This is a genomic window from Klebsiella sp. SYXHC3 (assembly GCF_057196925.1).
In genome coordinates, this window is sequence record NZ_JBXUNG010000004.1 from 339,250 (window position 1) to 351,728 (window position 12,479).

Annotated in this window: 9 protein-coding genes; 6 read left to right on the forward strand and 3 right to left on the reverse strand. The window is 57.6% G+C overall.

Annotated features, from left to right (window positions below):
* The first annotated feature begins 73 nt into the window (after positions 1–73).
* The 6 genes from ebgA to ygjK all read left to right on the forward strand — a co-directional run bounded on the left by ebgA (position 74) and on the right by ygjK (position 10,244).
* Positions 74–3,166, forward strand: a complete 3,093-nt coding sequence (gene ebgA / locus AC2CGP_RS13510; RefSeq protein ID WP_047069260.1) for a beta-galactosidase subunit alpha — start codon at positions 74–76, stop codon at positions 3,164–3,166.
* The gene (locus AC2CGP_RS13515; protein ID WP_047079807.1) at positions 3,163–3,612 is read left to right on the forward strand and encodes a beta-galactosidase subunit beta; all 450 of its coding nucleotides are present in this window, start codon (positions 3,163–3,165) and stop codon (positions 3,610–3,612) included. The genes ebgA and AC2CGP_RS13515 overlap by 4 nt, the downstream gene beginning before the upstream one ends.
* Before the next feature lie 94 nt (positions 3,613–3,706).
* Positions 3,707–5,140 (forward strand): amino acid permease, encoded by a 1,434-nt coding sequence (locus tag AC2CGP_RS13520; RefSeq protein ID WP_484502359.1) that lies wholly within the window; start codon positions 3,707–3,709, stop codon positions 5,138–5,140.
* Positions 5,141–5,369: 229 nt separating this feature from the next.
* Positions 5,370–6,803, forward strand: a complete 1,434-nt coding sequence (locus AC2CGP_RS13525) for an amino acid permease (protein ID WP_015369594.1) — start codon at positions 5,370–5,372, stop codon at positions 6,801–6,803.
* Between the two features lie 13 nt (positions 6,804–6,816).
* Positions 6,817–7,875 carry a protein YgjJ gene (ygjJ, locus tag AC2CGP_RS13530; RefSeq protein WP_020317097.1) on the forward strand — a complete coding sequence of 353 codons (1,059 nt, stop codon included), beginning with the start codon at positions 6,817–6,819 and terminating at the stop codon, positions 7,873–7,875.
* A gap of 17 nt (positions 7,876–7,892) precedes the next feature.
* A complete protein-coding gene (gene ygjK / locus AC2CGP_RS13535) occupies positions 7,893–10,244 on the forward strand; it encodes an alpha-glucosidase (protein WP_213759546.1) in 2,352 nt (783 codons plus the stop codon).
* A 40-nt stretch (positions 10,245–10,284) separates the two neighbouring features.
* Here the strand turns inward: ygjK and lsrG are convergent, their stop codons facing one another.
* From lsrG to lsrB, 3 genes are read right to left on the reverse strand one after another with little or no spacing between them, the layout of a single operon-like run.
* Positions 10,285–10,581: a (4S)-4-hydroxy-5-phosphonooxypentane-2,3-dione isomerase gene (gene lsrG / locus AC2CGP_RS13540; RefSeq protein ID WP_002917723.1), complete on the reverse strand. Its 297-nt coding sequence runs from the start codon at positions 10,579–10,581 to the stop codon at positions 10,285–10,287.
* A complete protein-coding gene (lsrF, locus tag AC2CGP_RS13545) occupies positions 10,578–11,465 on the reverse strand; it encodes a 3-hydroxy-5-phosphonooxypentane-2,4-dione thiolase (RefSeq protein ID WP_002917724.1) in 888 nt (295 codons plus the stop codon). The genes lsrG and lsrF overlap by 4 nt, the downstream gene beginning before the upstream one ends.
* A gap of 11 nt (positions 11,466–11,476) precedes the next feature.
* Positions 11,477–12,478 (reverse strand): autoinducer 2 ABC transporter substrate-binding protein LsrB, encoded by a 1,002-nt coding sequence (gene lsrB / locus AC2CGP_RS13550; RefSeq protein ID WP_004144833.1) that lies wholly within the window; start codon positions 12,476–12,478, stop codon positions 11,477–11,479.
* Position 12,479 lies beyond the last annotated feature (1 nt).

Sequence of the window (12,479 nt, forward strand, 5' to 3'; positions counted from 1 at the left end):
TCCCTGGCGATTTTATTTAGTAAAAGTTTTACTAAAATGAGTTTTATCTTATTAAGCCGTTCAGGGAGGCGATATGAATCGCTGGGAAAACCTTCAACTCACTCATGAAAACAGGCTGCCGCCGCGGGCGTATTTCTTCTCTTACGACTCACTGGCCCAGGCGCGGACCTTCGCCCGCGAAACCAGCAGCCGCTTCCTGTCCCTCAGCGGGCAGTGGAACTTTCGCTTCTTCACCAACCCGTTGCTGGTACCGGAGAGCTTTACCTCATGCTATCAGTACGAGTGGGGGCCGATTACCGTACCGGGCATGTGGCAGATGGAAGGCCACGGCCAGCTGCAGTACACCGACGAAGGTTTCCCCTTCCCCATCGACGTGCCCTATGTCCCGACCGATAACCCAACCGGCGCCTACCAGCGCCTGTTCACCCTCGGCGACGGCTGGCAGGGCAAACAAACCATCATTAAATTCGATGGCGTCGAAACCTATTTCGAAGTCTACGTTAACGGCCAGTACATCGGCTTTAGCAAAGGCAGCCGCCTGACCGCCGAGTTCGATATCAGCGCGGCGGTGAAAACCGGCGACAACCTGCTGTGTGTGCGCGTGATGCAGTGGGCGGACTCCACCTATATTGAAGATCAGGACATGTGGTGGTCAGCGGGCATTTTCCGCGACGTCTATCTGGTGGGGAAAAATCCGCTGCACGTACAGGACTTCACCGTGCGCACCGATTTTAACGATGACTACATCGACGCGACCCTCTCCTGCCAGCTGACGCTGGAAAACCTGGCTCCGCAGACGGCGGCGGCGACGCTGGAATATACCCTGTTCGACGGCGAAAAGGCGCTTTATTCGGGCAACGTCGGTCAACTGCAGGTCAGCCAGCAGCTAAACACCGGCTTCACAATTGATGTGAGCGCGCCGCAGCAGTGGTCGGCGGAAAGCCCGTATCTCTATCATCTGGTGCTGACGTTAAAAAACGCCGCCGGCGAGGTGCTGGAAATCATCCCGCAGCGCGTCGGTTTCCGCGATATCAAAGTGCGTGACGGCCTGTTTTATATTAATAACCGCTACGTGATGCTGCACGGCGTGAACCGCCACGATAACGACCATCTGAAAGGCCGCGCGGTCGGCATGGATCGCGTGGAAAAAGATCTGCTGTTGATGAAGCAGCACAACATCAACTCGGTGCGCACCGCTCACTATCCGAACGACCCGCGTTTCTATGAAATGTGCGATATCTACGGATTGTTCGTGATGGCGGAAACCGATGTGGAATCCCACGGTTTCGCCAACGTCGGCAACCTCAGCGCCATCACCGACGACCCGGCCTGGGAACACATCTACGTTGAGCGCATCGTGCGCCACGTGCACGCGCAGAAAAACCATCCGTCGATCGTCATCTGGTCGCTGGGTAACGAATCCGGCTATGGCTGCAACATCCGCGCCATGTACCACGCCACCAAAGCGCTGGATGATACCCGGCTGGTGCACTACGAAGAGGATCGCGACGCCGAGGTGGTGGATATCATCTCCACCATGTACACCCGCGTGCCGCTGATGAACGAATTTGGCGAGCATCCGCATGAAAAACCACGCATTATCTGTGAGTACGCCCATGCGATGGGCAACGGTCCCGGCGGATTAACCGAATACCAGAACGTCTTCTACCAGCATGACTGCATCCAGGGCCACTACGTGTGGGAATGGTGCGACCACGGGATTCAGGCCAGCGACGATAACGGCGCGGTGTGGTACAAATTCGGCGGCGATTATGGCGACTACCCGAACAACTACAACTTCTGTCTCGATGGTCTGATTTTCTCCGACCAGACGCCGGGGCCGGGCCTGCGCGAATACAAGCAGGTCATCGCCCCGGTGAAAGTACAGGCACGGGATATCTGCCGCGGCGAACTGCGGGTGGAAAACAAACTGTGGTTCTCCACTCTCGATGACTACACCCTGCGCGTTGAAGTGCGCGCCGAAGGCGAAACGCTCTCGAGTCAGTTGCTGAAAGTGAAAAACCTGGCGCCGAACAGCGGCCGCGACCTGCAAATCGTCCTGCCGCAGCTCGACGAACGTGAAGCTTTCGTCAACATCATGGTGACCAAAGATTCGCGCACTCCGTATAGCGAAGCCAATCACGATATCGCCGTCTATCAGTTCCCACTTAAAGCGCGAACCGCCGCGCGAACCCCGCTGTTAAACGCCAGCGCCACGCCGCTGCAGATTGTCGATGAACACCTCAGCTACACCATCTGCGGCCATAACTTCCGCGTGGTGTTCAGCAAGGTTAGCGGCAAACTGAGCGAATGGCAGGTCAACGGCGTCGACCAGGTAACCCGCGAGCCGAAGATTAACTTCTTCAAGCCCATGATTGATAACCATAAACAGGAATACGAAGGACTGTGGCAGCCGGCCCACCTGCAGATAATGCAGGAGCATCTGCGCGAATTCAGCGCTGAAATAGAGGGCGAAACGGTGGTGATCACCACCCGCAGCGTGATTGCGCCGCCGGTGTTCGACTTCGGTATGCGCTGTACCTATCGCTGGCAGATTACCCCGCAGGGCCACATCAACGTTGAGTTGGCCGGCGAGCGCTACGGCGACTATCCACACATTGTCCCGTGCATCGGCTTTATGCTGGGCATTAACGGTGAGTTCGACCAGGTGAACTACTATGGCCGCGGGCCGGGCGAGAACTACGCCGACAGCCAGCAAAGCAACATCATTGATATCTGGCATACCACCGTCGACGATATGTTCGTCAATTATCCATTCCCGCAGAACAACGCTAATCGTCAGCACGTGCGCTGGGCATCGTTCAGCGACCGCCACGGCAGCGGTCTGCTGGTCGTTCCGCGCAATCCGCTCAACGTCAGCGCATGGCACTTTACGGCAGAAAACCTGCACGCCGCCCAGCACTGCAACGAACTGCAGCGCAGCGATGACATCACCCTGAATATCGATGCACAACTGCTCGGCCTCGGCTCCAACTCCTGGGGCAGCGAAGTGCTGGATAGCTGGCGCGTCTGGCTCAACACCTTTAACTATGGCTTTACGCTGCTGCCGCTGGAGGGCGGATGCGGCACCTCGCAGGTACTGGCGAACCATAGCTTCGGCGCCGGTTTCTTTTCCCCCGTTGCACACAGCGAGGCTGAACAATGAGAATTCTCGATAATTTAGAACAGTTTAAGCAGGTTTATCATAGCGGCCGCAAATGGCAGCGCTGCGTGGAAGCCATCAATAACATCAACAACATCCGCCCGGGCGTGGCGCATTCCATTGGCGATTCGCTCTCCTATCGGGTGGAAACCGATAGTACGACCGATGCGCTATTTGTCGGCAACCGCCGCTACTTTGAGGTTCACTATTACCTGCAAGGTCAGCAGAAAATCGAGTTTGCCGCCAAAGAAAATCTGCAAACCGTGGCCTGCTACCGCGACGAAACCGATCGCGAATACCTGAAAGGGATCGGTGAAACGGTGAAGGTTCACGAAGGGCAGATGGTGATTTGCGATATCGACGAAGCCTACCGCTTTATCTGCGATGCGCCGGTAAAAAAAGTGGTGCTGCGAGTCACGGTTGAAGACGGATACTTCCTCAATAAGTAAACCCGCGTTAAGCGACAAGGGAGGTCAACGGGTACGCCCGTTGGCCTTTCGGTTCCAGCCCGCTAAGACGGGTAGATGAATGATTGGAGGACGTATGTCCGAGTCTGTACGTGCCAAAATCGGCAAGTTCGCGCTGCTATCGATGGCCTTTACCGCCGTCTTTAACGTGCGAAATATCGTCAATAATAACATCGAGTTAGGTCTCAGTTCCGCGCCTATCTTCTTATTCGCCACTATCGTTTACTTTATCCCGTTCGTGTTTATCATCGCCGAATTCGTCTCGGCCAATAAACACTCCGAATCCGGGATGTACGCGTGGCTGAAGCAGCCGCTGGGTACCCGCGCCGCCTATCTTGGTTCCTTCCTCTACTGGTTTGTGAACCTGTTCTTTTTCCTCTCGCTGTTGCCGAACGTAGTGGCCTACGCCTCATACGCGATCACCGGGTACGCGATCCCCTTCTCGCCGATGGTGACCTCGCTTAGCTCCATCGTGCTGTTCGCCATGGCCACCCATATATCCACCAAGGGGGCGACCTGGCTGGGTAAAATTTCCGAATGCGTGGCCTACGGCGTGTTCGCTTTGTTCGCGATTTACGTCGTCGGCGCGCTGACCGCACTGGGTTCCGGTCACGTCCCGGCGCAGCCGATTACCCTGGCGGTGATGGAGCCGACCATCAACTGGGCGACGCTCGGTATCATGTGCTGGATTTTCCAGGCCGCTGGCGGCGCGGAAACCGTTGCCGCCTACCTCAACGACACCAAGGGCGGGCAGAAATCCTTTATTAAAGTCATCATCACCGCGGGGGTGCTGATTGGCGGTATGTATGCCTTAGGTTCGCTGCTGGTTAACGTCTTTGTTGCCCGTGAAAACCTGACCTACGCCGGCGGAATGGTGGAAATCTTTACCGGTCTCGGCGCCTACTTCCACATTTCTGAAGCGCTGATGGGCCGCTTCGTCGGCATCATTCTGTTTATCGCCATCTTCGGCAGCATGATGATGTGGACCGCCGCGCCGGTCAAAATCCACTTCTCGGAAATCCCGAAAGGTATCTACGGCCAGAAAACCACCGAGCTGAACGCCCACGGCGTGCCGGTACGCGCCGCCTGGTGGCAGTTCCTGTTCGTCTTCCTGATGTTGATTGTTAACGGCTTCGGTTCCGCCAGCGTGCAGCAGATGATGAACACCGCCATTAATCTCACCGCCGGCACCGCCATGCTGCCGCCGCTGTTCATCATGGCCGCCTACTTCGTCTTCCGCTGGAAACACGATGACACGCCGCGCGACTTCCGTATGGGCTCGAGGAAAGTGGGCATGAGCGTGGTATCGATGCTGATAGTGATTTTCGTGGTTAGCATGACCGCTTCCGCCTTCCCGCCGGGTGTCGATCTGGTTAACGCTTTCTTTATCAACGTCTTTATGACCGCGGTCTTCTCCGGCCTGGCGTGGTGGTGGATCACCCGCTTTGAAAAAAAGCAGCAACGTCTGCGCGCCGCGGCGCCGGTTAACGCTGCCGCCGCCGGTAAATAACGTTCCTGTCGTCCCGTCAGCCCCTCGGCGGCTGGCGGGATTTTTTTATCCCTCGCCTGATTACGTATTACTCAACCTTTTTCGTGATCGAGTTAAAGCTATTCGGTTTCTTTACTTCTATTTACTAAAACTTTTACTAAAATCGACATTAATTCTTAACTACCTCTACCCTACAAACAACACAACCCCCTTCAGCGACCCTCTGAAGGACAATGTGTGGAGATGTGTTATGTCTGATACTAAACGTAATACCATCGGCAAGTTCGGCCTGTTATCGCTGACCTTTGCCGCCGTTTACAGTTTCAATAACGTCATCAACAACAATATCGAACTGGGGCTGGCGTCGGCGCCGATGTTCTTCCTCGCTACCCTGTTCTACTTCATTCCGTTTTGCCTGATTATCGCCGAGTTCGTGTCGCTGAATAAAAACTCCGAGGCCGGGGTTTACGCCTGGGTGAAGAGTTCGCTTGGCGGCCGTTGGGCGTTTATCACCGCCTATACCTACTGGTTCGTAAACCTGTTTTTCTTCACCTCGCTGCTGCCGCGCGTGATCGCCTATGCCTCTTACGCCTTCCTCGGCTACGAATACATTCTGACGCCGTTCGCCACCACCGTGTTGAGCATGGCGCTGTTCGCTTTCTCCACCTGGATCTCCACCAACGGCGCGAAAATGCTGGGGCCTATCACCTCCGTCACCTCATCGCTGATGCTGCTGCTGACGCTCTCTTATATTCTGCTGGCCGGTACCGCGCTGGTGGGCGGCGTGCAGCCAGCGGATCCGATCACCGTCGAGGCGATGATCCCTAACTTCAACTGGGCGTTCCTCGGTATTACCACGTGGATCTTTATGGCGGCGGGCGGCGCGGAATCGGTGGCGGTGTACGTCAACGATGTGAAAGGCGGCTCGAAATCCTTCGTCAAAGTGATCATCCTCGCCGGGATCTTCATCGGCGTGCTGTACTCGATCTCCTCCGTGCTGATCAACGTCTTCGTCAGCAGCAAAGAGCTGAAGTTTACCGGCGGATCGGTGCAGGTGTTCCACGGCCTGGCGGCTTACTTTGGCCTGCCGGAAATTCTGATGAACCGCTTCGTCGGCCTCGTTTCGTTTACCGCGATGTTTGGCTCGCTGCTGATGTGGACCGCCACCCCGGTTAAAATTTTCTTCTCGGAAATCCCTTCCGGCATCTTTGGTAAAAAAACCGTCGAGCTCAATGAGAACGGCGTCCCGGCGCGCGCGGCCTGGATCCAGTATCTGATCGTCATTCCGCTGATGATTATCCCGACGCTGGGATCCAACACCGTGCAGGATCTGATGAACACCATCATCAACATGACCGCCGCCGCTTCCATGCTGCCGCCGCTGTTCATCATGCTGGCCTACCTCAACCTGCGCCGCAAGCTCGACCATCTGCCGCGCGATTTCCGCATGGGCTCGCGTACTACCGGCATCGTGGTGGTATCCATGCTGATTGTGATTTTCGCCATCGGTTTCGTCGCCTCAACCTTCCCAACCGGTGGCAACATCCTGACCATCATTTTCTACAACGTCGGCGGGATCGTGATTTTCCTTGGCTTCGCGTGGTGGAAATACAGCAGATACGTCAAAGGATTAACCCAGGAACAACAACAAATAGAAGCGGCTCCGGCTTCCCATACCTCTTAAATACCTTAAAAAAATGAAAACTAACTCTTACTTATACGGGGCACTCGTTGCCCTGGCTTTTTGCGCCCCTGCGGCGGCCGCTGAGACTGTCCATCCGGCCGAGCACGACGATACCAAAACGCCGGAATTAACCACCACCTCCTATCGCTTTTACGGCGAGTTGGGGGTTGGCGGATACATGGATTTAGAAGGCGAGGACAAACATAAATACAGCGATGGCACCTATATCGAGGGCGGGCTGGAGGTCAAAAACGGCCACTGGTTCGGGCTGATCTACGGCGAAGCCTGGACGGTACAGGCCGATAGCCAGGGCAATGCCTGGACGCCGGGCCACAGCTGGGGCGGCGTGGAAGGCGGCCTTAACCGCCTCTATGGCGGCTATAAAACCGATAACAACACCGAGATCATGCTCAGCCTGCGCCAGGATTCGTCGCTGGACGACCTGCAGTGGTGGGGCGACTTTACCCCCGATCTGGGTTACGTGATCCCCAATACCCGCGACATCATGTACGCGCTGAAGGTACAAAACCGCAGCGGCGATTTCCGCTATAGCGTCACCGCCACGCCGGCCGGGCATCACGATGAAAGCAAGGCCTGGCTGCACTTCGGCAAATACGATCGCTATGACGATAAGTACACCTATCCGGCGATGATCAACGGCTACGTGCAGTACGACATCGTCAAAGATGTCACCTGGATGAACGGCCTTGAAGTGACCGACGGCACCGGGCAGCTATTCCTGACCGGCGTTCTGTCGCCCAATCTGGCCTTCCGCGCCTGGCACCATACCGGCCGCGCCAAAGGGCTGGATGTCCCCGGCAGCGAAACCGGCTTTATGGCCAGCGCCATGTATGAAGCCTTAAGCGGGCTCTACTTCTCCACCGCATACAGCTACGCCAAACACCGCCCGGACCACGCCGCTGATGAAACCACCGCGTTTATGCAATTTGGCATCTGGTACGAATACGGCGGCGGGCGTTTCGCCACCGCCGCCGACAGCCGTTTCTATACCAGCAACGCCAGCGGCGACCCGAGCGACAAAATTTTCCTGATGCAATACTTCTACTGGTAACAAGGAGCCGAGATACCATGAACTTCACCACTACGCTGACGCCGCTGGCCTGCGCGCTGATGCTGAGTTTTTCCGCCCATGCCGTCACCGCGCAGGCGTTTAAAAACGTCATCGACCGCAGCGGCGCGCCGCAGTATATGCAGGATTTCGACGCCGATGACCACCAGCGCTTCAACCCCTTTTTCGACCTCGGGGCGTGGCACGGCCACCTGCTGCCCGACGGCCCGGCGACCATGGGCGGCTTCCCCGGCCCGGCGCTGCTGACCGAAGAGTACATCAACTTTATGGCCACCAACTTCGATCGCCTGACGGTGTATCAGAACGGCAAAAAGGTCGATTTCACCCTGCAGGCCTGGAGCCTGCCGGGCGCGCTGAAACAAACGCTGACCGCCCCCGGCGTGAAGGTGGAGATGACGCTGCGCTTCGCCAGCGCCCACACTTCACTGCTGGAGACCAAAATCACCAGCAACACTCCGCTGAAGCTGGTGTGGGATGGCGAACTGCTGGAAAAACTGGCCGCCAAAGAGGGTAAAGCGCTATCGGACAAAACCATTGATGAAGCCTTCCCGGACTATCAGCGCCGTCTGATCGCCACACCCGACGGCCTGACGCTCAGCTTTGGCAAGGTTCGCGCCGCCTCCGACCTGATGACCTCCGGCGAATCGCAGTATCAGATCCACCGTTCGCTGGCAACCGAGACCCGTATCGACGGTCACAGCTTCACCAGCAGCGCGGAGATCCGCGGCTCCACCACCCTCTACACCACCTATTCGCACCTGCTCACCGCGGAGCAAGCGCGGCGGGAAAAAGCGCAGATCCGCGATATTCTGGCGCGCCCGGCTTACTATCTCACCGCCTCCGAACAGCGCTGGGACGGCTATCTGCAAAAGGGGCTCAGCAACCCCGACGCTACCGCAGAACAAACCCGCGTGGCGGTGAAAGCCATTGAGACGCTCAACGGCAACTGGCGCGCGCCGGGCGGCGCGGTGCATTACCATACCGTCACCCCATCCGTGACCGGCCGCTGGTTCTCCGGCAACCAGACCTGGCCGTGGGATACCTGGAAACAGGCCTACGCCATGGCCCACTTCAACCCGGATATCGCCAAAGAGAATATCCGCGCCGTCTTCTCCTGGCAGATTAAAGCCAATGATAAGGTGCGCCCGCAGGATGCCGGATTTGTGCCCGACCTGATTGCCTGGAACCTGAGCCCCGAGCGCGGCGGCGACGGCGGCAACTGGAACGAACGCAACACCAAGCCAAGCCTCGCGGCCTGGTCGGTGATGGAGGTGTATAACGTCACCAAAGATAAAGCGTGGCTGGAAGAGATGTATCCGAAGCTGGTGGCCTATCACGACTGGTGGCTACGCAACCGCGACCATAACGGTAACGGCGTGCCGGAATATGGCGCGACCCGCGATAAGGCGCACAACACCGCCGACGGTGCCATGCTGTTCACGGTGAAAAAAGGGCAAACCGAGCAGACACTTTCCGGCCTTCGCGCCTACGAACAGGTGACGGCCAAAGGCGATTACGACAGCCTCGAAATTCCGGCGCAGGTAGCGGCGTCGTGGGAGTCCGGGCGCGACGATGCGGCGGTATTTGGTTTTATCGATAAAGAACAGCTGGATAAATACGTCGCCAACGGCGGCAAACGCAGCGACTGGACGGTGAAATTCGCCGAAAACCGCGACCGTGACGGCAACCTGCTGGGGTATTCGCTGCTCCAGGAATCGGTCGATCAGGCCAGCTATATGTACAGCGATAACCACTATCTGGCGCAGATGGCGACCATTCTTGGCAAAGCGGAAGAGGCAAAGCGCTATCAGGCGCTGGCGGCGAAGCTGGCGGATTATATCAATACCTGCATGTTCGACCCACAGACTCGCTTCTATTACGACATTCGTATCGAAGAACAACCGCAGGCCAACGGCTGCGCCGGTAAACCGATCGTCGAGCGCGGCAAAGGGCCGGAAGGCTGGTCGCCGCTGTTTAACGGTGCGGCGACGCAGCAACATGCTGACGATGTGGTTTCGGTGATGCTCGACCCGAAAGAGTTCAACACCTTTGTGCCGCTGGGTACCGCCGCGCTGACCAACCCGGCCTTTGGCGCCGATATTTACTGGCGCGGACGGGTGTGGGTGGATCAGTTCTGGTTCGGCCTGAAGGGAATGGAGCGCTACGGTCATCGCGATGAGGCGCTGAAGCTGGCGGACGCCTTCTTCCAGCACGCCAAAGGCTTAACCGCCGATGGCCCTATTCAGGAGAACTACAATCCGCTGACCGGCGCCCAGCAGGGGGCGCCCAACTTCTCGTGGAGCGCGGCGCATTTATATATGTTGTATAACGAGTTTTTCCGTAAGCCGTAGCGTTTTCCCCTAACCCTCTCCCCACAGGGGAGAGGGAACCTCACACCTGCGGTAACAGGCCGATAAAGCTGCGCTTCTGCCGCGGCTGCGACATCATCTCCTCCAGCTTTTCGACGCAGGCTAAATAGTGCGGCGTCTTCTTATGCGCCAGCACCGCCTCATCGTCTTTATAGGCTTCGTAGATAAAAAAGCGGGTTTTCACCTCGGGATCCTGCAGGACATCAAAGCGCAGGTTGCCCGGCTCCTGCAGCGCGCCTTCGTGGTTGGCGCGAAACACCTCAAGAAACTCATCCACCCGCTCGGGTTTAATATTGATCTCCACCAGCGTCACATTCATTTCAGCTCTCCCTGTTTCTCTTCCTGCCAGAACTGATACGCTTCGCGCGCGTTCAGATTCTCATGCACCACCTTTTTCACCGCCTTCAGCATCGCGCGCGGGGCGCTGGACTGGAAGATATTGCGCCCCATATCCACCCCGGACGCCCCCTGGTCGATCGCCCGCCAGCACATCTCCAGCGCCTCATGCTCCGGCAGTTTTTTACCGCCGGCGATGACGATCGGCACCGGACAGCTGGCGGTCACTTTTTCAAAGCCTTCCTCAACGAAATAGGTCTTCACAAACTGCGCCCCCATTTCGGCGGCAATCCGGCTGGCCAGCGAGAAGTAGCGCGCGTCGCGGGTCATCTCTTTGCCGACGCCGGTAACCGCCAGTACCGGCATACCGTAGCGATTGCCGGCATCCACCAGTTTGATGATGTTATTGATCGACTGATGTTCGTATTCGCTGCCGATATAGACCTGCGCCGCCACCGCGCAAACGTTGAGACGAAGCGCGTCTTCCATCGCCACCGCCACGCATTCGTTAGAGAGTTCGCTCAAAATCGAATTGCCGCCGGAGGCGCGCAGCACCACCGGCTTATTGGTGGCCGCCGGTACCTGGCTGCGCAGTACGCCGCGGGTGCACATCAGCACATCGGTGTCGGCAAACAGCGGCGCAATCGACAGGTCGATACGCTCAAGCCCGGTCGTTGGCCCCTGGAAGTAGCCGTGATCGAAGGCCAGCATCACCGTGCGGTTGCTGTGCGGATTAAAGATGCGCGCCAGCCGCGACTGCATGCCCCAATCCAGCGAGCCGCAGCCTTTCAGGGTATACAGCGTGTTCTGCTGCGGGCGGTCGATACCGAAGTCCTTACCCTCTTTGATGTCGTCTAAATCAGCCATCTCATCCTCCGTCAGAAGTCGTAGTTGTTGATATTCTCTTTGCTGAACACCACGCGCTCCGGCAGCAGCACGATACCGTTGCCCTTCGCTTCATATTGGTAGCCCTGCACGCTATTCGGTTCGACCTTCAGCGAGCCGATATCTTTCACCTCAACGCTGTCGCCGACGTTAAGATCGCCCTTTTTCAACAATCGATCGGCGACGTTAACCGCAATTTTGCCCTGCTGAACCACATCCCACAGGCCGAACGCTTTCACCGTGCCGCGCTCAACGTACGGGCGCATCACGTTCGGTGTACTAAAGCCGACGATCGCCACGCCCTGACGCTTGAGGTTCTCCGCCGCCTGCGCCGCCGCCGGCAGCGCATTGGCATCCGGCGCGATAATGGCGTCGAGATCCGGATACGCTTTTAAGATCCCCTCGGCGGTTTGCAGCGATTTGGTGGCATCGTTATAGCCAAACTGGGTGGTGACGATTTGCCACTGCGGATGCTCTTTTTCGATTTTGGCTTTGGCTTCCTTCACCCACTGGTTCTGGTCGGTCACCGTCGGGCTGGAGTAGAAAAACGCGACTTTGGCGGCAGGTTTGCTGACCTGCTTTTCCGCCATCTCGACCAGCAGGCCGCCGAGCTGCTGCGGCGTGCCCTGGTTGATATAGATGCTGCGGCACTCCGGCTTGGTATCGGAATCCCAGGTCAGGACTTTCACCCCGCGCTGCATCGCCCGCTTCAGCGCCGGACACAGGCCGTCCGGCGAGACGGCGGAGACGATAATCGCGTTGTAGCCCTGGTTGACGAAGTTGTTGATAAGCTGCACCTGGCCGGAGACGCTGGGCTCGGTGGGACCGTCATAGGTGACATCCACGCCCAGCGCTTTCCCCGCCTCTTTCGCGCCGTTGCCGCCGCTGGTAAAGAAGCCGACGCCGACCAGCTTAGGAATAAAGGCGATGCGGTCCGCCGCCTGTGCGGTGACTACGCTCATCGCCAGCGCCAGCACGATCAGTTTTAATTTCATT

Coding starts and splice junctions, on each gene's coding strand:
- ebgA (WP_047069260.1), top strand. CDS start 74: ATGAATCGCTGGGAAAACCTTCAACTCACTCATGAAAACAGGCTGCCG.
- AC2CGP_RS13515 (WP_047079807.1), top strand. CDS start 3,163: ATGAGAATTCTCGATAATTTAGAACAGTTTAAGCAGGTTTATCATAGC.
- AC2CGP_RS13520 (WP_484502359.1), top strand. CDS start 3,707: ATGTCCGAGTCTGTACGTGCCAAAATCGGCAAGTTCGCGCTGCTATCG.
- AC2CGP_RS13525 (WP_015369594.1), top strand. CDS start 5,370: ATGTCTGATACTAAACGTAATACCATCGGCAAGTTCGGCCTGTTATCG.
- ygjJ (WP_020317097.1), top strand. CDS start 6,817: ATGAAAACTAACTCTTACTTATACGGGGCACTCGTTGCCCTGGCTTTT.
- ygjK (WP_213759546.1), top strand. CDS start 7,893: ATGAACTTCACCACTACGCTGACGCCGCTGGCCTGCGCGCTGATGCTG.
- lsrG (WP_002917723.1), bottom strand. CDS start 10,581: ATGAATGTGACGCTGGTGGAGATCAATATTAAACCCGAGCGGGTGGAT.
- lsrF (WP_002917724.1), bottom strand. CDS start 11,465: ATGGCTGATTTAGACGACATCAAAGAGGGTAAGGACTTCGGTATCGAC.
- lsrB (WP_004144833.1), bottom strand. CDS start 12,478: ATGAAATTAAAACTGATCGTGCTGGCGCTGGCGATGAGCGTAGTCACC.